Genomic DNA, 22084 nt, shown 5'->3' with positions numbered 1-22084 from the left:
CCGGCAAAGCGGATTTAAGACTTTGCCTGACTCCTTTGTCGGCCCAAAAGAAGCAAGAAAATCAGACTGATCAAAATTAAGCTGCCGCCCATCATCATATAGGGCGCAATTTTTTGCTCTAAAAATTGCAGACCAAGCAACGCCACCCAAAACGGTGTTAAAAATGTATAGGCGGTCAGTTGGCCGCTCGACAAATAGGCAGAGGCGTAATTCAAACAACTGAAACTGCAAATACTTGCGAAAACAGCCAGATATACCAAAGACCAATAAACTGGCGCCCCCAATTGTGTCACATCAAGCGCCAAAATCGGGCGCGGCGCCGCGATAAAAATCAACAGGGTTGCCGCCACCATCACGCCGAAGCTGAACACCAGCGCCGATTCTCCGCGGCGCAGCTTTGGCACCATCACCGCATAAAACGCATGCGCCGCCGTGCCTAGAAAAAACAGCCCCTCGCCGCGCTCAAGACTAAGCGCCAGCAGGTTGGAAAGCTCGCCTTTAAACACGACAATCAAGGCGCCCCAGGCGCCAAGCATCAAAGACAGCAGCAGCGGCCACCCTGCACGCTTGGCAAAAAATGCACGATCCAAGCAGATTGCGATGAAGGGCATCAACGTGAAAATGCTTGAAGTCGACACAGGTGTCGCGGTTTCCAGCGCTTCGAACATGAAAATAAAATAAAAGGAAAAGCTTCCCCCTAATAGAAGAAAGCGCCACAAAGGACGAAAATCAGCGCTTCGAAACGCGCCGCGCCAGGCTAAAAACGCGCCCAGCAAAACAGAGGCCAGCAAAAACCGCAGAAAGGTCAGCGCGATTGGATCGATCTGATAAGCGATCACTTGCCCGATCGGAAAAGACCCGGCAACCAAAAGCGAAAACAAAACCATGCTCGCATGCGCGTATAAGGTGGTTTTGTGCAAATTAACCTTCATTCCATTTTCGCTGCATCTGCGGGCAGCATAACCCAAAACAGCTTTGATTTCTCAATTTTTTTACCAATTGATAAAAATTTTATTATGTGCCACTATTCAGCGTTCGTTAGACTGAAGGAAAGAGCAGCATGTCACACTCGCATTCTGAATCCGGCATTGCAACACATCGCCTCAGCGCTGAGGCCTATCAACAGAACTTTTCTGATCTGCATCCCGCTTTGGACGGGCACGAGGCGCTGGTCGCCGCAGATCGCTGTTATTTTTGTTATGACGCGCCCTGCATAACCGCTTGCCCCACCGATATTGATATTCCTCTATTCATTCGTCAAATCGCCACTGGTACCGCGGATGCAGCGGCAAAAACCATATTTACGCAAAATATCCTTGGGGGCATGTGCGCCCGAGTCTGTCCAACAGAAACGCTATGCGAGGAGGCCTGCGTGCGTGAAGCCGCAGAGGGCAAGCCGGTCGAAATCGGGCGTTTACAACGCTATGCAACAGACAGTCTGATGATCAAAGGCACCCACCCGTTTAAGCGGGCTGCAGAAACCGGCAAAACAATCGCCGTGATCGGCGCTGGACCCGCCGGATTGGCCTGCGCGCATCGTTTGGCGATGCATGGCCATAAGGTCAGCCTATTTGACGCCCAGCAAAAAGCCGGCGGTTTGAACGAATTTGGAATTGCCGCCTATAAATCGACCAATGATTTTGCGGCTGCCGAAGTGGATTGGTTGCTTCAAATCGGAGGCATTCAGCTGCATCTGGGCCAACGGCTTGGTCAAGACCTTCAATTACCGCAGCTGCTTGAGGATCATGACGCTGTCTTTTTAGGCATGGGGCTTGGCGGCGTGAACGCGCTTGGGCTGCCCTCAGAGCATATTGATAACGTCGAAAATGCAGTCGAATTCATCCATGAATTGCGCCAATCCGAGAATTTGGCCGCGCTTGAAATAGGCCGCAATATCGTGGTGATCGGGGGTGGAATGACCGCGGTGGATGCCTCGGTGCAGGCAAAATTGCTTGGGGCAGAGCATGTCCATCTGGTGTATCGACGGGGGCGCGCACAAATGAATGCCTCACTGTATGAGCAGGATTTGGCGGCAACCAAAGGCGTGAATATTATCGCCAATGCAGAGCCCATCGCGGTGCATGGCAATGGCGCCATACGCGAAATTGAATTCGCCTATACGCGAAGTTCAGAAAACGGCCTTGAACGCACCGGTGAAACCTTTCGGCTGGCCGCAGATCAGGTGTTTAAAGCAATTGGACAAACTTTACATGACGCCCCCGCAGAGCTGACGCTTGAGGGGCGAAAAATCGCGGTTTCCGAAAATGGCCAAACCTCACATCCTAAAGTTTGGGCCGGAGGGGATTGCGCGGCGGGCGGCGATGATCTGACAGTGACTGCCGTGGCGCAAGGCCGCGATGCCGCCGAAAACATTCATCAAACGCTTATGGGCTGACGCCCTGAGACGCCGCTTTGAACACGCGGCAAAGAAAGGACATAGACGATGGCAGACTTAACCAGCAATTTTATTGGCATCAAATCTCCCAACCCTTTCTGGCTGGCCTCAGCGCCACCGACGGATAAAGAATACAATGTCCGCCGGGCGTTTGAAGCCGGCTGGGGGGGCGTGGTTTGGAAAACCCTCGGCTCAGAGGGCCCTCCGATTGTGAATGTCAGCGGGCCGCGTTATGGCGCGATATGGGGCGCGGATCGCCGCCTTCTGGGCCTCAATAATATTGAACTGATCACCGACCGGCCATTGGAAATCAATCTGCGAGAAATCAAATCGGTGAAACGCGATTATCCGGATCGCGCTTTGATCGTCTCGTTAATGGTGCCATGCGAGGAAGAGGCGTGGAAAGCCGTTTTGGCGCATGTCGAAGAAACCGAAGCCGATGGGCTAGAGCTGAATTTTGGCTGTCCGCATGGTATGGCCGAACGCGGTATGGGATCCGCCGTGGGCCAAGTGCCAGAATATGTAGAAATGGTCACGCGCTGGGTCAAACAGCATAGCCGGATGCCCTGTATTGTAAAACTAACGCCAAATATTGCCGATATATGCCAACCGGCGCAGGCCGCCATGCGCGGTGGCGCGGATGCGGTCAGTCTGATCAACACCATTACCTCGATCACAGGTGTTGATCTTGACATCATGGCCCCGACCCCAACGATTGACGGCATGGGCACCCATGGTGGCTATTGCGGGCCTGCCGTGAAACCGATTGCGATGAATATGGTAGCTCAGATTGCCCGCCATGCAGATACCCAAGGCCTGCCGATTTCAGGGATTGGCGGGGTTACAACTTGGCGCGATGCGGCTGAATTTATGGCTTTGGGGGCAGGAAATGTACAAGTTTGCACGGCGGCAATGACCTATGGGTTCAAAATCGTGCAAGAGATGATTTCGGGCCTGTCTGAATGGATGGATGAAAAATCTTACACCGCGGTAGATGACTTTATCGGCAAAGCCGTTCCCCAAGTCATCGATTGGCAATATCTCAACCTCAATCATGTGACCAAAGCGCGGATCAACCAAGAAGATTGCATTCAATGCGGGCGCTGCTACGCGGCGTGCGAAGATACCAGCCATCAAGCGATATCGATGAGTGCCGATCGGGTGTTTGAGGTTAAGGATGACGAATGCGTGGCGTGTAATCTCTGTGTGAATGTTTGCCCTGTCGAAGATTGTATCACAATGGAAACTCTTCCCGTTGGCGCTTTGGATGAGCGCACCAACCGGGTGATCACACCAGAACCTTTGAATTGGACACAACATCCAAACAATCCAAGCGCGCAGGCGGCTGAGTAAAAGAATTACGGGGTCAGGAGTTTTTGAAACACCTGATCCAAAAAATCTTCTGACCCATCATGCGGCTGCACGATATTAGGACCGCGCACCAAACGAATCTGGGCTTCAAAATCAGCATAATGCTGGGTCAGTGCCCAAATCGAAAAAATCAGGTGAAAAGGATCCAACCGGGTAAGCTTGCCTTCCTCCATCCAAGCTTGGATCACGGACGCTTTTTCATCAACCAAATCTCGCAGATCCCCCTTTAAAAATGCCTCCATACGCGGCGCACCTTGAACGATTTCATTGGCGAATAACCGGCTCTCACGGGGAAAGTCGCGCGACATTTGCAACTTATGGCGGATATAGCGCATCAATTCGGTTTTGGGATCGCCCTGCGGGTCAATCGCGCGCAGCGGATCCAGCCAGGTTTCCAAAAGCTGGCTTAGCAACGCCAAATGGATCGCTTCTTTGCCATCAAAATAATAGAGCACATTGGGTTTTGACAAACCTGCCTGACGCGCGATTTGATCCAGCGTGGTGCCCCGAAACCCATAGGTTGAAAACACATCGAGCGCTGCATCAAGAATGATCATGATATTGCGTTTTTGAATCCGCGTTTGCGGCTTTGAGGGAGAGGTTGTTTTGCTCATAAGCTCTGTTTGGGCTCCAAGCCGTTCCAAATCACCTCAAACACCGTCTCGCTGGCCGCCTCCCATTGCGCCTCGCTAAGCGGCGCATCCGCGTTCAAGGTTTCTATCTGATGTCCAAAATCAGCATAATGCTGCGTTGTCGCCCAAATCATATACATCACCCAACGCGGCTCGACCGGTCGAATTTTTCCCGCTGCAATCCATGCTTGAATACTTTCGATGCGTCCATCCGTCCAACTGCGCAACTGCGTTTCTAGAAAATCCTGGATTATAGGCGCGCCTTGCATCACCTCATTGGCCCAAACTTTTGATCCATAAGGATGCCGGCGGCTGATTTGCATCTTTTCATAAATATAGAGTTTCAACGCCTCTTTCGGTTCATCCGAATTTTCAAAACTACTGGCCGCTTGCAACCAGATCTCAAAAATTTTTTCAACCACACGGCGATATAATTTTTCTTTTGAATCAAAATAATAATGCAGATTGGCTTTGGGAAGGCCCGCCTGATCCGCAATCATTTGCATGGTTGAGCCGCGAAATCCGTGCTGCGCAAATATGCGCTCGCCTGCTTCCAGAATCAGCCGTTCATTTTCCGCTCGAATATGCGCTTTTGCCGCTTTCAAAATAAGCACTTTCTTAATTTGGAGCCCAAGTCATTCGCTGCAAAAGAAACAATCTTGACTAGATGGTCAACCGTGTTACGCTCTAGTTTAACAGAGCAATCGCAAATTAAAAAGTCTGCGAATTACCAACCGATCGGGGCTTTGGCACAATCAAGCCTTTGCTTGAAACACGCCAAAGATCGCGCATTTTGCGCAAGCTTGATCATAGATGTTCGAAACGGCTGTGATCAAGCTTGCGCAGCATGGCAAAAGGAGGCACAGATGGCCGCACCCGGAGAAAACCTTAAGATCAATGGCGACCGGCTTTGGAACAGCCTGATGGATATGGCTGAAATTGGACCCGGGGTCGCGGGTGGCAATAATCGTCAGACCCTCACCAATGAAGATGGCGAGGGGCGTCATCTCTTTCAAAAATGGTGTGTTGCAGCAGGCTGCAGCATGGGCGTGGATCAAATGGGAAATATGTTTGCCATGCGCCCTGGAACCGACCCCGATGCTTTGCCGGTCTATGTCGGCTCACATCTCGACACGCAGCCCACGGGGGGCAAATATGACGGCGTGTTAGGGGTATTGGGCGGTTTAGAGATCATTCGAAGCCTCAATGATCTGGGCATTCGCACGAAACACCCCATCGTTATTACCAATTTTACCAATGAAGAAGGCACCCGCTTTGCGCCGGCCATGCTGGCTTCGGGTGTATTTGCGGGGATCCATACGCAAGACTGGGCCTATGCCCGCACCGATAGTGACGGCAAATCTTTCGGCGATGAGCTCACCCGCATCGGGTGGCGCGGTGAAGAAGCGGTGGGCGCGCGCAAAATGCATGCGTTTTTCGAATTGCATATCGAACAAGGACCGATTTTAGAGGCTGAAGGGGTGGATATTGGCGTGGTTACGCATGGCCAAGGCCTCAGCTGGACGCAAGTGACCATCACTGGCAAAGACGCCCATACCGGCTCTACTCCGATGCCAATGCGCAAAAACGCAGGCCTTGGTATGGCGCGGGTCTTAAATTTGGTCGATGAGATCGCGCTGAGCCATGCCCCAGATGCTTTGGGGGCAGCAGGCCATATTGATGTGTTTCCCAATTCCCGTAATGTGATACCTGGGCAGGTTGTGTTTACCATCGATTTCCGCAGCCCAGATTTGGCGGTCATCGAAGATATGGAAACCCGCCTGAAAACCGGAGCGCAGAAAATTTGCGGTGACATGGGGCTTGAAGTCACGTTTGAAAAGGTTGGTGGGTTTGATCCAGTGGCCTTTGACGAGGGATGTGTCAGCACTGTGCGCAATGCCGCAGAGCGCTTGGGCTATAGCCACAGGAATATCATTTCGGGTGCGGGGCATGATGCCTGCTGGGTCAATCAAGTGGCCCCAACCGCGATGATCATGTGCCCTTGCGTCGATGGGCTCAGCCATAATGAAGCCGAAGATATAACAAAAGACTGGGCAACAGCGGGCGCCGATGTGCTGTTTCATGCGGTTGTCGAAACTGCCATCATAACAGAGTAGCCGCGCATAAAAGGAGAACCAAGATGAGCAAAGTGATCAAAGGCGGAACCGTTTGCACGGCCGACCGCGCCTGGAAGGCAGATGTCCTTATCGAAGGCGAGACCATCAAACAAATCGGTGAAGATCTGACCGGCGATGAATATATCGATGCCGCCGGCGCTTATGTTATTCCTGGCGGAATTGATCCGCATACGCATCTTGAAATGCCCTTCATGGGCACAACTGCGGCCGAAACCTTTGAAACGGGCACATGGGCCGCCGCCGTAGGCGGCACAACGATGGTGGTGGATTTCTGCCTGCCAGGGGCAGATGGGTCGATCAAAAACGCAATCAATGAATGGCACCGCAAATCCGCGCCGCAAATCTGTTCGGATGTCGGCTATCATATGGCCATCACCGGCTGGAATGAAGATATCTTCAACGGGATGAAAGATGCGGTTGATATGGGGGTCAACTCGTTCAAACATTTCATGGCCTATAAAGGCGCCCTGATGATCGAAGATGATGAAATGTTTGCCAGCTTTAAACGCTGCAAGGAAATCGGAGCACTGCCGATGGTGCATGCCGAAAACGGCGATTTGGTGGCCGATATGCAACAGCAAATGCTCGAACAAGGCATAACAGGGCCCGAAGGCCATGCCTATTCGCGTCCGCCTGAATTTGAAGGCGAAGCCGCCAATCGCGCGATCACCATCGCGGATGCCGCCGGCGTGCCGCTTTATGTGGTGCATGTCAGCTGCGAGCAGGCCCATGAAGCGATCCGGCGGGCGCGCCAAAAAGGCATGCGCGTCTATGGCGAGCCGTTGGCACAATTCCTAACCTTGGATGAAAGCGAATATTTCAAGGGTGATTGGATGCATTCGGCGCGGCGCGTGATGTCACCGCCATTTCGCAATAAAGAGCATCAGGCCAGCCTTTGGGCCGGCTTACAATCCGGCTCTCTACAAGTTGTGGCCACTGATCATGCCGCCTTTACCAGCGAGCAGAAACTGATGGGCAAGGATAATTTCTGCTTGATTCCAAATGGCTCAAACGGCCTTGAAGAACGTTTGGCGGTGCTGTGGACCGAGGGCGTTGAAACCGGGCGATTGACCCCCAGCGAATTCGTGGCCGTCACCAGCACCAATATTGCGAAAATTCTGAATATCTATCCAAAGAAAGGGGCAATTGTGGAAGGGGCAGATGCTGATATTGTGGTTTGGGATCCAAAAATTTCTAAAACCATTAGCGTCTCGAACCATCATTCAATCTTGGATTATAATGTATTTGAGGGCTTCAATGTCAGCGCACAATCGCGCTTTACGATCAGCCGCGGCGATGTGATCTGGGCCTGGGGTCAAAACAGCCAACCCAATCCCGGCCGCGGCCGCTTCGTGCCCCGCCCTGCCTTTCCAGATGCCAATGCGGCCTTGAGCAAATGGAAAGCCCTAACAGCCCCAAAACAAATCCATCGCGATCCAATGAATATTCCAGCCGGGATTTAAAAAAGCGTGGAGAGCAAGTCGAAAGACCAGCGAAAGGACAATATGTTTTTGCCACAAGTAGAAACCCCCTAAAATGGCGCAGGAAATAGTGATCTCTGCCAATGATTTATCCCTTACATTTGCAACGGGGGATGGTGCCGTTCATGCGCTGAAAAACGTGAGCCTTGATGTTAGGAAAGGGGAATTTGTTAGCTTTATCGGCCCATCAGGCTGCGGCAAAACCACGTTTTTGCGGGTAATGGCAGATCTCGAACAACCTACTGGCGGCAGCATCACCGTCAATGGCGTCTCGCCAAGCGCCGCGCGCCAGGCCCGCGCCTATGGCTATGTGTTTCAAGCCGCAGGCCTTTATCCTTGGCGCAGCATTGGCGGCAATATCCGCTTGCCGCTTGAAATCATGGGGTTCAGCAAAGCCGAACAGGCCGAGCGGGTAAAAAACGTTCTGGAACTGGTCGAACTGTCCGATTTTGAAAAGAAATTTCCATGGCAATTGTCAGGCGGGATGCAGCAGCGCGCCTCCATCGCCCGGGCCTTGGCTTTTGATGCCGATATCCTCTTGATGGATGAACCTTTCGGGGCGCTGGATGAGATCGTGCGGGACCATTTGAACGAGCAATTGCTCAAACTTTGGAAACGCACGCATAAAACCATCGGATTTGTCACCCATTCAATTCCCGAAGCTGTGTATCTATCAACAAAAATTGTTGTCATGTCGCCGCGCCCGGGGCGGATTACGGATGTGATCGAGAGCAGCCTGCCAGAGGAACGCCCGCTGAATATTCGCGATTCAGAAGATTTTATCGCGATCGCGCAACGGGTGCGCGAAGGCCTTCGCGCGGGGCATGACGCAGAATGACACAAAAGCTGCTGCCCATTCTAACGGTTATATTGGCTTTGCTGGCCGCTTGGTATGTGGCGGTGGTGCCCATGAATATAAAATCCGCCCTCACCACCGCCGAGCGCGCAGGGGCTGACGTGGTTCCGGCCGGTGCAAAAGAGCGGAGGGATCTCTCGGCTATTGGGCTTGTGGCGACGAATAGTTTCGCCATCGCGGCAACCTTTTCGCAAGACCGCCCGCGGCTTCCTGCACCCCATCAAGTGGCCAGCGAGCTTTGGAAAACCACGGTTGAGAAAAAAATAACCTCGAAGCGAAGCCTGGTGTTTCACGCATGGATCACCCTGAGCGCTACCTTGCTTGGCTTTGCAATCGGCACCGGCATGGGTATTTTGCTTGCCGTGGGGATTGTGCATAGCCGGGCGATGGATATGAGTGTGATGCCTTGGGCAATCGCCTCGCAAACCATTCCGATTTTGGCCATTGCACCGATGATCATCGTGGTGCTGAATTCTATAGGCATCCAAGGCCTATTGCCGAAAGCCTTTATCAGCGCCTATCTGAGCTTTTTCCCCGTGGTCGTTGGAATGGTGAAAGGATTGCGCAGCCCTGATCGGATGCAGCTTGATTTGTTGAAGACCTATAACAGTTCTGCGCCTCAAAGCCTGCTGAAATTGCGCCTGCCCGCCTCGTTGCCTTATCTTTTTGCATCGCTAAAAATTGGAATTGCCGCCAGTTTGGTTGGGGCGATTGTTGGCGAATTGCCCACAGGCGCCGTGCGCGGCCTAGGGGCCCGACTTTTGGCTGGGTCTTATTATGGGCAGACCGTGCAAATCTGGTCGGCTTTGTTCATGGCCGCGATTGTAGCCGCCAGTTTGGTGGCGCTGGTTGGATTGATCCAAAGACTAACGTTGAAAAAAATGGGAATGTCATGAGCATTGTTTTTTTCAGCATTGTGGTCTGGATCGCGGCTTGGGCGCTCAATGTCAAACTGGCCAATGGCACCGCCTCCGGCACGCGATTGGTCAAAGTGATCGTACCAACGTTGTTTGGCCTGACCTTATTGCTGGTTTGGGAAATGCTGGTGCGCGGCCTCAACGTGCCTTTGGTGATTTTACCACCACCCTCCTTGGTGGTCGACACTATGGCAGATAATCTGGCAATTCTTTGGAAAGACTTTGTACAAACCTTTCTCAAAGGCGCTCTGCGCGGATATCTGATTGGCTGCAGCGCCGCGATTCTCACCGCATTTCTGGTGGACCGGTTTGATTTTTTAAGCCGAGGGCTGTTACCCGTGGGAAATTTTATCGCGGCGCTTCCAATCATTGGTACCGCGCCAATTTTAGTGATGTGGTTTGGCTTTGACTGGCAATCGAAAGCCGCAGTGGTGGTGGTCATGGTGTTTTTCCCAATGCTGGTGAACACCGTCGCCGGATTGCGCGAAACCACAGCCATGCAACGTGATTTAATGCACACATACGCCGCGCGCCCGGCGCAAGCGTTTTTAAAATTGCGGCTACCCGCCGCGATGCCTTTTATGTTTAACGGGTTAAAAATTTCAACCACGCTAGCCCTGATCGGCGCCATTGTTGCCGAGTTTTTCGGCTCACCCGTCGTGGGTATGGGGTTTCGAATTTCCGCCTCTGTCGGGCAATTGGCGCTTGATATGGTCTGGGCAGAAATCGTGGTTGCTGCGCTGGCGGGAAGCGCATTTTATGGCGCCGTCGCAATAATAGAAAAGGGGGTCACCTTTTGGCACCCCTCGCAAAGAGGCTCGTAGCAGAGAAAATGATAAACCACCAAAACCAACTAGGAGAAAAATGATGAAAACCATTCTATCAAGTGCCCTGGCGCTGATGGCTGCAGCCGCAGCCACCACCGTGCAAGCCGCCGATGATGTGAAGCTGCAATTGCAATGGGTGACGCAGGCCCAATTTGCTGGCTACTACGTGGCGTTGGACAAAGGATTTTACGCCGCAGAAGACCTGAATGTCACAATTTTGCCAGGTGGGCCCGATATCGCCCCCCCGCAAGTTCTGGCCGGCGGCGGCGCTGATGCGATGCTGAATTGGATGCCCTCTGCTTTGGCAGCGCGCGAAAAAGGTCTGCCTGTGGTGAATATTGCCCAGCCCTTTAAAAGCTCAGGTTTAATGCTGACCTGCTGGAAAGATACAGGGATCAAAAGCCCCGCCGATTTCAAAGGCAAAACCATCGGTGTTTGGTTCTATGGCAATGAATACCCTTTCTTAAGCTGGATGAGCCAGGAAGGTATTTCCACCGAGGGTGGCGATAATGGGGTTACCGTGTTGCGCCAAGGCTTCAACGTGGATCCACTGTTGCAGCGCCAAGCCGATTGCATTTCCACCATGACCTATAATGAATTTGGACAGGTTTTGGATGCCGGAGTATCCGAGGATGAATTGGTCACATTTAAATATGAGGATCAGGGCGTCGCCACTTTGGAAGACGGAATCTATGCTTTGGAAGATAACCTGAAAGATCCAGCCTTCGCCGATAAAATGGTCCGCTTCGTACGCGCCTCGATGAAGGGCTGGAAATATGCGGAAGCCAACCCTGGTGAGGCCGCAAATATCGTGTTGGACAATGATGAATCAGGCGCCCAAACCGAGGCACATCAAGTGCGCATGATGGGGGAAATCGCCAAACTCACCGCCGGCTCAAACGGCACATTGGACCCGGCCGATTACGAGCGTACAGTGGCAACCTTGATGGCAGGCGGGTCAGATCCGGTGATCACCGCCAAACCAAGCGGGGCTTGGACGCATGCAATCACCGATAAAGCCCTTAAGTAAAACTTGAAAACACGCGGCCAGAAATGGCCATGCAAAGGTTTTTCACTTCGGCCAGCTGCGCATTTATAACGCGGCTGGCCATTTTTTATCAAATACAACGGCCAAGCAAAAGGGCAGCCGCGCCAACATGGTGCGCGTTCCTGCCTTCTCCTCTCAGGCGTATTTAACGCCTGCCCTGCGCTGATCAAGCATCTCAACACGCGCAAGCTCTGCAGTCCTGATCCCGCCGCCAGTAGAAAAATTTACATTTTTCTCATCCCGAAAGGTTTTCTGCTTTATTTTTGCTTTTTTCTTCTGTAAAATTCAGTTTTAGAGGTGTTTATTTTAGCCTCGTTCTAGTATTTTTTTTATTTTTTTAGGGTGACCAGTTTGAGACATTTCACACAATTAATTCATTTGCGCGCCATGATTAAAGATATGGAAAAGAATGAGGGGTTGCATACGCTTTCCCAAACCGAGCGCGATATCTTATATGCAGCAACCGACGTGGCCGGTGAAGATGGAGAGTTTGTCGCGCATGATCTTTCCCGCCATACTTTGGCGCGCGATATTTCGCATGCAACCTATCACCGTGCATTCAAATCGCTTTTGGGCAAAGGGTTTATGAAACCCGCTCGCGGTTTCAAAACACGAAATTATGTTTTGCAGGAAGTGCAGGCACAAGGCTGATGGCTTGGGCTCTGCCCATGAGCCGCAAAAACGCTTTGACAGCGGGCGGTCAAGAATGAGGCTTTTGCAAAACCACATAGGCCGGTCTTCCTACAAGACCGGCTTAATAAGTATAACGCTGCAGATATTGCAGCATAATACAAAGGATTGGGAGCTGGCTGTGGTAGGCAACAGGGCATTGACTTGGCAGGCGTGCGAGCCCCTTAGCCTCATGCGTACGCAGGGTCTGCAACATTTTGGGTCACTGAGCACTGAGCACTGAGCACTGAGCACTGAGCACTGAGCACTGAGCACTGAGCACTGAGCACAATTGTACGACAGATCAAGCTGTGTAAGTACCCTTAGATCGAGATCTGCTTTTTTTCTCGTACAATCGGACGCCATGCTCAAGGAGGTGGTAGCTGCAATTTATCAGGCACATCCTTACGAAGAGCCCGTGATGTTCAGGCAGAACTGCCTCAGAACATTGCATATACGCCGCCCCGACATCGATAATCTCAACCGGTTTTAAAATCGGCAGGATGTTGGCAGGCTGCCAAAAGCGGTCGACCAAAAGCATGAGCAGGTTTCAGGCGCCCTGCGATTTAGACAAATCGGTTAACGTAATTTTCCAAAACCTCTTGCCGCCCTGATTTCGGTTCTGGGTTGATACCCTCGTTAAAAACACGCGCGGTGATTTGATCAAAATCACTGGCCAGCATGTTTTGCGCCTCTTGCGTTTGCCAGCCCGCATAGCGCTGTTTCAAGGCCGTTTCCAATCCGCCATCTTCCAACATCGCCGCGGCGGCTTTCAAGCCGCGCGCGCAAATATCCATCGCACCGATATGGCTGGCCAGCAGGTCTTCAGCCGTTAAGGATTGGCGCCGTAATTTCGCGTCAAAATTCGTACCACCCGTGCTGAAACCACCGCTTTTTAGTATATGATAATAGGCCAGCGCCACTTCCGGGACGTTATTGGGAAATTGATCCGTATCCCAGCCCGACTGGTAATCATTGCGGTTCATATCGATCGACCCCAACATGCCTTCTGCCGCCGCCACAGCCAACTCATGTTCGAAAGAATGCCCCGCAAGGATCGCATGGCCTTGCTCGAGATTAAGCTTCACCTCATTCTCAAGCCCGTATTTGCGCAAAAAACCGATACATGTGGCCGCATCATAATCATATTGATGTTTCGAGGGTTCTTGCGGTTTTGGTTCCACCAAAATGGTGCCTTTAAAACCAATTTTATGTTTGTAATCGACAACCATGTTCAAAAACCGCCCCATATGGTCCAGTTCTGCGCCCAAATCGGTGTTGAGCAGGGTTTCATAACCTTCGCGCCCACCCCACAAAACGTAGTTTTCTCCGCCAAGTTTATGCGTGGCATCGATGCAGGATTTGACCGTTGCCACCGCAAAAGCGAACATATCAGGATCAGGATTGGTGGAAGCCCCGGCCATCCAACGCCGATGGCTGAACATATTCGCGGTGCCCCAAAGCAGTTTCGGCCCCCCCGCTAGCATTTTAGCGCCAATATAATCGGTGATCTCGTTCAAACTTGCCAAATTATCGGCAAAATTGCCTTGATCAGGGCGAATATCCGCATCGTGAAAACAAAAATAGGGCTGCCCCAAAAGCGCAAACATATCAAAAGCGATATCGGCTTTCAGACGCGCTTTTTCCATCGAATTTTGTGGGTGCCACGGCCGCTCAAACGTCGGGCCACCAAAGGGATCGCCGCCTTCCCAGGCAAAACTGTGCCAATAAGCAACCGCAAAGCGCAAGTGATCTTCCAGCCGCTTGCCCAGCACCACTTCATCGGGATTATAATGTCGAAACGCCATCGGGTTCGTGCTGTCCGGACCTTCATATTCTATGGGCGAAAACCCTTCAAAAAACGGATGTTTCATTGCAACTCCTTCACATATTCAAACCGGGTCGCGAAATGGCGATAGGCTTTCTCATATTCTGTTTGTAACGCCGCATTGGGCAGGATGCGGCGGGCAATTTCGGGTTTGGTCATCACCTGTTCAGGGGGTAGTTTGGTGATCCCCACGATGGCAAGTCGCGCCGCGCCAAGCGCCGCGCCAAACTCACCCGATTTAGGCAGATCAAGCGGCAGATTCAAAACGGTTGCCAGCGTTTGCAGCCAAAAATCGGACGCTGTGCCCCCGCCAATCGCCAGCAGGGATTGTGGATTCGCACCGGTTTTTCGCAACGCCTCAAGGCAATCACGCAATGCAAAACTGACACCTTCCAAAACCGCTTGCGTCATATCCTGCTGAGAGCTGCGGTGCCCAATCCCGGCAAAACCACCGCGAATTTGCGCGTCATTATGTGGCGTACGCTCCCCCGAAAGATAGGGATAAAATTTCACATCTGAGGGGCCTGTAAGCGTCTTACCCAAAGCCTGCGTCATTTTTGCAGGGCTGCAGCCCGTTATATTTGACAGCCAGTTCAAACTATCAGTGGCCGAAAGGATAACCCCCATCTGGTACCAGCGATCGGGCACCGCATGGCAAAACGTATGCACCGCCGAAGCCGGCAAAGGTGCATAGCCATCGCGCGCGGCCAGCAACACGCCCGAAGTCCCCAGCGACACAAAACCATCGCCCTCATCAAGCGCCCCGACCCCGCAGGCGGCCGCGGCATTATCTCCCGCTCCGCCAACAACATGCGCCTCTGGTGATAAGTGCAATTCGGCGGCGCGCGCGGGATCCAGCTTAGCCGCGCAAGCACAGCCTTCGACCAGCCGTGGCATCTGACCCAATGTCATGCCAGAGGCCGCCAAAAGCGCCGGCGACCAATCGCGCGCCCCCACATCCAACCACGCGGTACCAGCGCTATCTGATAGATCTGCCACGGCTTCACCGGTTAACCAAAAACTGAGATAGGCGGCGGGCAGCAAAACGCGCTTTATTTTGGCAAAGATCTCAGGCTCATGCCGCGCAACCCACATTAATTTTGGCGCGGTGAAGCCAGGAAAAACAATATTACCGGATAAGGCGCGCAGGTTTTCCACAGCGTCTAATGCGGCGGCCTCGGCATGGCTGCGCGTGTCATTCCATAAAATGCAAGGGCGCAGCACCGCGCCGGCCGCGTCAAGCAAAGTGGCGCCATGCATATGCCCTGCCACGCCAATACCAGCAACGCTGCGATACGCTTCTGGGAAGGCCTGCCGCAGCGCGCCCAAGGCGACTTGGCAGGCCAAAACCCAATCTGCAGGATCCTGTTCACTAAAGCCATCGGCCGGGTTTGAAACGCTATAATGCGCCTCTCCCTCGCCAATGATTTCACCCGATTTCGTGACAAGCAACGCCCGAAGCCCCGACGTACCCAAATCAATCCCAAGAAAGCATGCGTCCATCTGCGCCCCCAGATAAGTCTCAGCTTATGGAAACCACGTTCCCAATCAGGGTTCAAGTCTCTAACTGCGCCAGCAAAAATAAGGCACCATGCCGCCGCCAAACAAACAGTTCAGCGGCGCCAAGCGCGGGCTTGCAAAATCAAGGCCTTATTCTGCCGCTTGCGCATAATCTGACATTGGCGGGCAGGTGCAAACCAGATTGCGATCCCCGTAAACATTATCGACACGGTTCACCGGTGGCCAATATTTATCAACGCGGAACGCACCGGGCGGGAAGCAGCCTTGCTCGCGGCTATACGGGCGATGCCAATCGCCAATCAGATCATTCGACGTATGCGGCGCATTTTTCAGCGGGTTATTCGTCGGATCCATGCGGCCCGCCTCGATCTCGGCAATTTCGCTTCTGATCGCAAGCATCGCATCACAAAAGCGATCTAGCTCGGCTTTGGTTTCAGATTCCGTCGGCTCAACCATCAGCGTGCCCGAAACCGGCCAGCTCATCGTTGGTGCGTGAAATCCGCAATCAATCAGGCGTTTTGCAATATCGTCCACGCTCACATCGGCGCTATCGGCAAAGGGTCGTACATCCAAAATGCATTCATGCGCCACGCGGCCCGTTGGACCTTTATACAAAACATCAAACGCGCTTTCGAGCCGCTTGGCGATGTAATTGGCATTTAAGATCGCAACCCGCGTAGCTTGGGTAAGGCCTTCACCGCCCATCATCAAACAATAGGCCCAGCTGATTGGTAATAATGACGGCGAGCCGAATGGTGCTGCAGAGACCGGCCCCACCTCGCCTTCACCTTCTGGATGCCCTGGTAGATGCGGCGTTAAATGCGCTTTCACGCCAATTGGGCCCATGCCCGGCCCGCCCCCGCCATGGGGAATACAAAAGGTCTTGTGCAAATTGAGATGGCTGACATCACCGCCCAAATCACCCGGGCGCGACAGGCCAACCATCGCGTTCATATTCGCGCCATCGATATAGACCTGGCCGCCATGCTGATGAATGATCCCGCAGACTTCATGCACGGTTTCTTCAAACACGCCATGGGTTGAGGGATAGGTGATCATGCAACCTGCCAAATCCTGGCTGTACTGTTTCGCTTTGGCCCTAAAATCTGCAACATCAATATCGCCGTTTTCAGCCGAGGCGACGGGCACAACCGTCCAGCCCACCATTTGGGCGCTGGCCGGGTTAGTGCCATGCGCCGAGGTTGGAATCAGGCAGATATTGCGATGCCCCTCACCGCGCGACCGGTGATATTCAGCGATCGTTAATAGACCCGCATATTCCCCTTGCGCGCCTGAATTTGGCTGCATTGAAATCGCATCATAGCCGGTAATTTGGCACAATTTATCCGATAGATCCGCAATCATTTCTTCATAGCCCAGCGCCTGATCTTTTGGCGCAAACGGATGCAGCAAAGAGAATTCGCGCCAGCTTACCGGCATCATTTCAGCCGCTGAATTCAGCTTCATCGTGCAGGAGCCTAAGGGAATCATCGCCCGATCTAGCGCCAGATCACGATCGGCCAAGCGGCGCATATACCGCATCATCTCGGTTTCCGCACGATTCATATGAAACACATCATGTTCCAAATATTTACTGCGTCGATGCAGGGTCTCTGGCACCCGATAATCGGGGCTTAAATCATCATCTGCATGGGTGATTCCAAAGGCCCTCCACACCGCTTCAGTGGTGGCGCGGCGCGTCCGTTCATCCAGCGAGATGCCCACTTTATCCGCGCCCACGGCGCGCAAATTAACCCCTTCGGCCACCGCGGCCTGCATCACCGTTTTTTGCAGTACCCCGACATGCACAGTGATGGTGTCAAAAAACGCCGCCGGCTCTACTTTGAACCCCGCAGCTTCCAAGCCTTTGGCCAGCCGCACGGTTTTACGATGGATCCGCTGCGCGATCGCTTTCAAGCCTTCAGGGCCATGAAACACTGCATAGAAAGACGCCATCACCGCCAACAGCGCTTGCGCTGTGCAGACGTTTGAGGTGGCTTTCTCGCGGCGGATATGTTGCTCGCGGGTTTGCAAAGACAGGCGATAGGCTTTGCCCCCATGGCTGTCGATCGACACGCCCACAATGCGCCCCGGCATGGCCCGTTTATAAGCTTCTTTGCTGGCCATATAGGCCGCGTGCGGACCGCCATAGCCAACCGGCACGCCAAAGCGCTGCGTGCTGCCAACGGCGATATCAGCATCCATAGCGCCGGGCTCTTTCAAAAGCGTCAACGCCAACGGATCCGCGCAGATTATTCCGATGGCTTTTGCCGCATGCAAATCGGCAATCGCTTGCGTGAAATCATGCACATGCCCATAGGTGCCCGGATATTGAAAAATCGCGCCAAATACCTGATCCGCAACCATACGTTCAGGCGCATCTACAATCACCTCAATCCCCAGGGGTTTGGCCCGGGTTTGCATCACGGCTATATTTTGCGGATGGCAATTTTCATCCACGAAAAACGCTTTGACTTTTGATTTGGCAACGCGTTGCGCCATTGTCATCGCTTCCGCGCAAGCCGTCGCTTCATCCAGCAGCGAGGCATTGGCAATTTCAAGCCCGGTTAAATCGGTGACCATGGTTTGAAAATTTAACAATGCTTCCAAACGGCCTTGGCTGATTTCTGGCTGATAGGGGGTATAGGCCGTATACCATGCCGGATTTTCTAAAATATTCCGCTGGATCACCGGTGGCGTAACGGTGCCGTAATAGCCCTGCCCAATCAAGCTGCTAAGCACTTTATTTTTTGACGCGGTCAAGCGCATGTGATGCAAAAGCTCGCGCTCAGATTTGGCCTTGCCAAAATCAAGTGGCTGGCTTTGGCGGATCGATTTGGGCAGCGTATCATCGATCAACGCATCCAGCGTATCGCACCCAAGCAGCCCAAGCATTTTCTGCATTTCCTGCGGCGATGGGCCAATATGGCGGCGATTTGCAAAGTCATAAGGCAGATAGTCGGTTGGGGTAAAAGGCACGAGACACTCCAGTTTTCATAGGTTTCAGCAGCGGTGCCAAAACAGGTGAGGCACCACGAAAATTCATCGCGCACAGACCGCGCGCAAGACCTCAGCCGATCAGCTTATTATACGCGGCCTCATCCATATATTCATCCATTTGGCTGGGATTGTCCGCTTTGACTTTGAAAAACCAAGCGGCGCCCAATGGATCATCATTCACCATCGATGGTTCATCCATCAGGGCTTGGTTCACCTCGACAATCTCGCCATCAAGCGGAGATAGGATATCAGAAGCAGCTTTTACGCTTTCAATCACCACCACTTCATCATCCTTTGAAACGGTGGTGCCTTCTTCGGGAAGCTCAACAAACACCACATCGCCCAATTGGGTACTGGCATGCTCGGTGATGCCAACCACCACCACATCGTCTTCAACGCGCAGCCATTCATGCTCTTCGGTAAATTTCATCGTTATCTCTCCTCAATTTTTATCGTTTAAAATTGGCAGCCACAAATGGCAGGTCCACAACTTCAATCGGCAATCGTTTGCCGCGCATCTCACCATATAAAAGCGTTCCAACCGCGGCATGGGTAACGGGCACATAGCCCATCGCCACGGGGTGATTGAGGCTTGGCGCAAACCCGCCCGAGCTGATTTCGCCGAGCGCCGCGCCGCCTTCAGCGCTGTCATAGAGCGCTACGCCATGGCGCATCGGCGCCCGGCCCTGCGGTTTCAAGCCCACGCGTTTGCGCGCGATAGCCTGCGGAAATTCGGCCAAAATACGCGCTGCGCCTGGAAAACCGCCCGCGCGGGCACCGCCAGAGCGGCGCACTTTTTGAACCGCCCAGCCCAAAGACGCCTCAACCGGAGTGGTTTGTGCATCGATATCTTGCCCGTATAAACAAAGCCCGGCTTCAAGGCGCAGCGAATCGCGTGCACCAAGACCGATCAGCGCAACATCGCGATTGTCCAACAGCGCATTTGCCACATCGTGAACGGCGCTTTCTGGCACAGAAATTTCAAACCCATCCTCACCGGTATAGCCAGAGCGCGACACCCAGCATTCAGCGCCCGCCAAAGGCAAGGTTGCCACATCCATAAAAGCCATCGATGCAAACGCAGGGTGATGCTCGGCCAAAACCGCCTGCGCCAACGGGCCCTGCAAGGCAAGCAAAGCCCGGTTGGATAATTCTTTAAGCGTGACCTCCGGTTCAAGATGCTGGCGCATATAGGCAATATCGGCCTCTTTGCAGCCCGCATTGACCACCATGTAAATGTGATCCTCGCGATTCGCGAACATCAAATCATCGCGCAGACCGCCTTCCTCATTGGTCAACAGCCCGTATCGCTGCCGCCCCACAGGCAAGCCCAGCACATCCATCGGGATCAGTTTTTCCAGCGTCTTAGCAGTGGCCTCGTAACTTGATCCGCGCAAAATCACCTGCCCCATATGGCTCACATCGAAAAGCCCGGCCTTGCCGCGCGTATGAAGATGTTCTTGCATCACCCCCATCGGGTATTGCACGGGCATCTCATAGCCCGCGAAGGGCACCATTTTGGCCCCGTGTTTAACATGTAAGTCATAAAGCGCTGTGCGCCGTAATTCTTCGGTCATCGCAACCTTCTACGTGTTGACCGGCATATCATCTGCGTTGAAACGACCGGCATCCTGTGACGCATAGGCAAACCTGCCCATACCCTGATGCCCCCTCTGTCCTTTTGCCTGAGATCGCTATCCCTTCGGCCGATGCTTGCGCATCTCTCTCCAGAGTTCTGTTGTTCAGAGCGGTCCTGCTGCCTGAGAGTTTCCGGGGGCGGTTGCTCCTTCGGCACTGGTTTATCCAGTTCTCCCGTTCTGATAAAGACATCATAATCCAGCTGCGGCGACAGAACAAGCATTTACTTCACAAGCGTAGCCCGATCTAAACAGAGTCTAAACTTGCAACCGCCAAGGGTAAAGATACGCGTATGATACAAGATTATGTTTTTGGATATGGCAGCTTGGTAAACGCATCCACGCATGATTTTCTTGCGCCTAGCCCCGCGCGGCTCAGCGGATGGCGGCGATATTGGTGCCAAATAGAAGCAACAGATCACGCGTTTTTAAGCATTCGCCGCAGCGAGGGCGATATTATTGACGGGTTATTGGCACGGGTCGAGCCACAGCAATGGCCCGGTTTGGATGCCAGAGAAGCGGGTTATGATCGTTTAAGCTCTGTCGCCGCGATCTATACGGGCGATCACGCAGACCACGAAACCGCCTGCGCAGTTTATGCCGTGCCCCCAATCACATCCCCTACCCGCCCCTGCGACATGCCAATCCTGCGCAGCTATCTCGATGTAGTTTTACAAGGCTATTTGACCGTTTTCGGTCCGGATGGAGCCAAACGATTTATGGCAAGCACGGATTGGAATTGCGCCGTTTTGGATGATCGCACCGCACCGCTTTATCCCCGGCATCAGCGAATCAGCCCAGCCCAAAATTCGGTGATCACCGAACTGCTGCACAGTTTTCAGCTGACCCTTCTTTAGCTCGTAAACCTGTTTTTGAGCGCAGCGCGTGCTAATCTACGTTAAATCGTTTGTTTTAGGCTTTCTTCCAAATAAATCTCACGCAGCCGCGCCGCGATCGGTCCGGGCATGCCCGCGCCCAGCGCTTTACCATCGATTTCAACCACTGGCATCACAAAGGTACTGGCCGAGGTGACAAAAGCCTCATCCGCGCTTTGTGCCTCATCGATGGTAAAATTGCGCTCTACCAGCTCCATTTGCGCTTCTTGGGCAAAGCGCAGAACAGCGCTACGCGTGATACCGTGCAAAATATCATTCGACAGCGCCCGCGTGATGATCTGGCCATTTTTCACGATATAGGCGTTGTTACTGGTGCCTTCAGTGACGAAACCGTCTTGAACCATCCACGCATCATCAGCGCCCGCTTTTTTCGCCATCATTTTTCCCATGGACGGGTATAGCAATTGCACCGTTTTGATATCGCGGCGGCCCCAACGAATATCATCGATGCTGATCACTTTAATCCCGGTTTTTGCCACGGGACTATCGGCTAGGCCTGGTTTGTTTTGCGTGAACATCACTAAGGTCACGGGCGTTTCTTCGGGATCGGGAAAGGCAAAATCGCGATCGCCCGCCGAGCCCCGCGTTACCTGCAAGTAAATCATCCCCTCCTCGATCCCGTTGCGCGCAACCAATTCACGATGCACGGCAAGCAACTCATCAATCGGCATTGGCATTGCCATATCCAAAGCGTCTAACGAGCGTCTGAGCCGTTGCGCATGGCCCTCAAAATCGATCAATTTACCCTGTAAGACCGAGGTCACCTCATAAACGCCATCGGCCATTAAAAAGCCCCTATCGAAAATTGACACGGTTGCCTCTTGTTCGGGCATATAAGCCCCATTCACATAAACAATCCGGTTCATCT

Annotated in this window: 19 protein-coding genes and 1 riboswitch; of the genes, 10 read left to right on the top strand and 9 right to left on the bottom strand. The window is 53.0% G+C overall.

The window, feature by feature from the left end:
* Positions 1 to 14 precede the first annotated feature (14 nt).
* Complete coding sequence (locus tag GN241_02550; GenBank protein ID XAT56335.1) at positions 15 to 932, bottom strand: EamA family transporter; 918 nt, start codon at positions 930 to 932, stop codon at positions 15 to 17.
* 128 nt (positions 933 to 1060) lie between these two features.
* Between GN241_02550 and GN241_02545 the strand changes: the two genes are divergently transcribed.
* Together GN241_02545 and preA are read left to right on the top strand one after the other, a co-directional pair.
* Positions 1061 to 2395 carry an NAD(P)-binding protein gene (locus GN241_02545; GenBank protein ID XAT56334.1) on the top strand — a complete coding sequence of 445 codons (1335 nt, stop codon included), beginning with the start codon at positions 1061 to 1063 and terminating at the stop codon, positions 2393 to 2395.
* Between the two features lie 48 nt (positions 2396 to 2443).
* Positions 2444 to 3748, top strand: coding sequence for an NAD-dependent dihydropyrimidine dehydrogenase subunit PreA (gene preA / locus GN241_02540; protein XAT56333.1), 1305 nt, complete (start codon positions 2444 to 2446; stop codon positions 3746 to 3748).
* A gap of 5 nt (positions 3749 to 3753) precedes the next feature.
* Here the strand turns inward: preA and GN241_02535 are convergent, their stop codons facing one another.
* Positions 3754 to 4380: a TetR family transcriptional regulator gene (locus GN241_02535; GenBank protein XAT56332.1), complete on the bottom strand. Its 627-nt coding sequence runs from the start codon at positions 4378 to 4380 to the stop codon at positions 3754 to 3756.
* The gene (locus GN241_02530; GenBank protein XAT56331.1) at positions 4377 to 5012 is read right to left on the bottom strand and encodes a TetR family transcriptional regulator; all 636 of its coding nucleotides are present in this window, start codon (positions 5010 to 5012) and stop codon (positions 4377 to 4379) included. The genes GN241_02535 and GN241_02530 overlap by 4 nt, the downstream gene beginning before the upstream one ends.
* 252 nt (positions 5013 to 5264) lie before the next feature.
* On the opposite strand from GN241_02530, the gene GN241_02525 reads away from it, so the two are divergent.
* The 7 genes from GN241_02525 (at position 5265) to GN241_02495 (ending at position 12316) form a co-directional block, all read left to right on the top strand.
* On the top strand, positions 5265 to 6515 hold the full coding sequence (locus tag GN241_02525) for a hydantoinase/carbamoylase family amidase (protein XAT56330.1): 1251 nt from the start codon (positions 5265 to 5267) through the stop codon (positions 6513 to 6515).
* Positions 6516 to 6538: 23 nt separating this feature from the next.
* On the top strand, positions 6539 to 7999 hold the full coding sequence (gene hydA, locus GN241_02520; protein XAT56329.1) for a dihydropyrimidinase: 1461 nt from the start codon (positions 6539 to 6541) through the stop codon (positions 7997 to 7999).
* Positions 8000 to 8072: 73 nt separating this feature from the next.
* Entirely contained in the window at positions 8073 to 8855 is a 783-nt protein-coding gene (locus GN241_02515; GenBank protein XAT56328.1) for an ATP-binding cassette domain-containing protein, read from the top strand.
* Positions 8852 to 9769 carry an ABC transporter permease subunit gene (locus GN241_02510; protein ID XAT56327.1) on the top strand — a complete coding sequence of 306 codons (918 nt, stop codon included), beginning with the start codon at positions 8852 to 8854 and terminating at the stop codon, positions 9767 to 9769. Before GN241_02515 ends, GN241_02510 begins: the two co-directional genes overlap by 4 nt.
* Positions 9766 to 10614, top strand: a complete 849-nt coding sequence (locus GN241_02505; GenBank protein ID XAT56326.1) for an ABC transporter permease subunit — start codon at positions 9766 to 9768, stop codon at positions 10612 to 10614. Before GN241_02510 ends, GN241_02505 begins: the two co-directional genes overlap by 4 nt.
* Positions 10615 to 10657: 43 nt before the next feature.
* Positions 10658 to 11647 (top strand): ABC transporter substrate-binding protein, encoded by a 990-nt coding sequence (locus GN241_02500; GenBank protein ID XAT56325.1) that lies wholly within the window; start codon positions 10658 to 10660, stop codon positions 11645 to 11647.
* A 369-nt stretch (positions 11648 to 12016) separates the two neighbouring features.
* Entirely contained in the window at positions 12017 to 12316 is a 300-nt protein-coding gene (locus GN241_02495) for a hypothetical protein (protein XAT56324.1), read from the top strand.
* 584 nt (positions 12317 to 12900) lie between these two features.
* Here the strand turns inward: GN241_02495 and xylA are convergent.
* From xylA to gcvT, 5 genes are all read right to left on the bottom strand, one after another.
* Complete coding sequence (gene xylA, locus GN241_02490) at positions 12901 to 14208, bottom strand: xylose isomerase (protein ID XAT56323.1); 1308 nt, start codon at positions 14206 to 14208, stop codon at positions 12901 to 12903.
* A complete protein-coding gene (gene xylB / locus GN241_02485; protein XAT56322.1) occupies positions 14205 to 15665 on the bottom strand; it encodes a xylulokinase in 1461 nt (486 codons plus the stop codon). The genes xylA and xylB overlap by 4 nt, the downstream gene beginning before the upstream one ends.
* A 147-nt stretch (positions 15666 to 15812) precedes the next feature.
* Positions 15813 to 18662 carry an aminomethyl-transferring glycine dehydrogenase gene (gene gcvP / locus GN241_02480; GenBank protein XAT56321.1) on the bottom strand — a complete coding sequence of 950 codons (2850 nt, stop codon included), beginning with the start codon at positions 18660 to 18662 and terminating at the stop codon, positions 15813 to 15815.
* Between the two features lie 91 nt (positions 18663 to 18753).
* Complete coding sequence (gene gcvH / locus GN241_02475; protein ID XAT56320.1) at positions 18754 to 19113, bottom strand: glycine cleavage system protein GcvH; 360 nt, start codon at positions 19111 to 19113, stop codon at positions 18754 to 18756.
* A gap of 19 nt (positions 19114 to 19132) precedes the next feature.
* Positions 19133 to 20260, bottom strand: coding sequence for a glycine cleavage system aminomethyltransferase GcvT (gene gcvT / locus GN241_02470; protein XAT56319.1), 1128 nt, complete (start codon positions 20258 to 20260; stop codon positions 19133 to 19135).
* A 161-nt stretch (positions 20261 to 20421) separates the two neighbouring features.
* Positions 20422 to 20508, bottom strand: a riboswitch (glycine riboswitch).
* A gap of 105 nt (positions 20509 to 20613) precedes the next feature.
* Here gcvT and GN241_02465 point away from each other — a divergent pair.
* Complete coding sequence (locus tag GN241_02465; GenBank protein XAT56318.1) at positions 20614 to 21177, top strand: gamma-glutamylcyclotransferase; 564 nt, start codon at positions 20614 to 20616, stop codon at positions 21175 to 21177.
* 41 nt (positions 21178 to 21218) lie between these two features.
* On the opposite strand, the gene GN241_02460 is transcribed toward GN241_02465, so the two are convergent.
* Positions 21219 to 22082, bottom strand: a complete 864-nt coding sequence (locus GN241_02460) for a D-amino-acid transaminase (GenBank protein XAT56317.1) — start codon at positions 22080 to 22082, stop codon at positions 21219 to 21221.
* Positions 22083 to 22084 lie beyond the last annotated feature (2 nt).

The sequence above is a fragment of the Rhodobacteraceae bacterium IMCC1335 genome (assembly GCA_039640495.1).
Taxonomy (GTDB): Bacteria; Pseudomonadota; Alphaproteobacteria; order Rhodobacterales; family Rhodobacteraceae; genus Thalassovivens.
The sequence above is the reverse complement of the archived record's forward strand: the minus strand, read 5'-3'. Positions and strand labels throughout refer to the sequence as shown.

Excerpts from the sequence above, each read along its gene's own strand:
- GN241_02550 (XAT56335.1), bottom strand. The coding sequence starts at position 932 with ATGAAGGTTAATTTGCACAAAACCACCTTATACGCGCATGCGAGCATG.
- GN241_02545 (XAT56334.1), top strand. The coding sequence starts at position 1,061 with ATGTCACACTCGCATTCTGAATCCGGCATTGCAACACATCGCCTCAGC.
- preA (XAT56333.1), top strand. The coding sequence starts at position 2,444 with ATGGCAGACTTAACCAGCAATTTTATTGGCATCAAATCTCCCAACCCT.
- GN241_02535 (XAT56332.1), bottom strand. The coding sequence starts at position 4,380 with ATGAGCAAAACAACCTCTCCCTCAAAGCCGCAAACGCGGATTCAAAAA.
- GN241_02525 (XAT56330.1), top strand. The coding sequence starts at position 5,265 with ATGGCCGCACCCGGAGAAAACCTTAAGATCAATGGCGACCGGCTTTGG.
- hydA (XAT56329.1), top strand. The coding sequence starts at position 6,539 with ATGAGCAAAGTGATCAAAGGCGGAACCGTTTGCACGGCCGACCGCGCC.
- GN241_02515 (XAT56328.1), top strand. The coding sequence starts at position 8,073 with ATGGCGCAGGAAATAGTGATCTCTGCCAATGATTTATCCCTTACATTT.
- GN241_02510 (XAT56327.1), top strand. The coding sequence starts at position 8,852 with ATGACACAAAAGCTGCTGCCCATTCTAACGGTTATATTGGCTTTGCTG.
- GN241_02505 (XAT56326.1), top strand. The coding sequence starts at position 9,766 with ATGAGCATTGTTTTTTTCAGCATTGTGGTCTGGATCGCGGCTTGGGCG.
- GN241_02500 (XAT56325.1), top strand. The coding sequence starts at position 10,658 with ATGAAAACCATTCTATCAAGTGCCCTGGCGCTGATGGCTGCAGCCGCA.
- xylA (XAT56323.1), bottom strand. The coding sequence starts at position 14,208 with ATGAAACATCCGTTTTTTGAAGGGTTTTCGCCCATAGAATATGAAGGT.
- xylB (XAT56322.1), bottom strand. The coding sequence starts at position 15,665 with ATGGACGCATGCTTTCTTGGGATTGATTTGGGTACGTCGGGGCTTCGG.
- gcvH (XAT56320.1), bottom strand. The coding sequence starts at position 19,113 with ATGAAATTTACCGAAGAGCATGAATGGCTGCGCGTTGAAGACGATGTG.
- gcvT (XAT56319.1), bottom strand. The coding sequence starts at position 20,260 with ATGACCGAAGAATTACGGCGCACAGCGCTTTATGACTTACATGTTAAA.
- GN241_02465 (XAT56318.1), top strand. The coding sequence starts at position 20,614 with ATGATACAAGATTATGTTTTTGGATATGGCAGCTTGGTAAACGCATCC.
- GN241_02460 (XAT56317.1), bottom strand. The coding sequence starts at position 22,082 with ATGAACCGGATTGTTTATGTGAATGGGGCTTATATGCCCGAACAAGAG.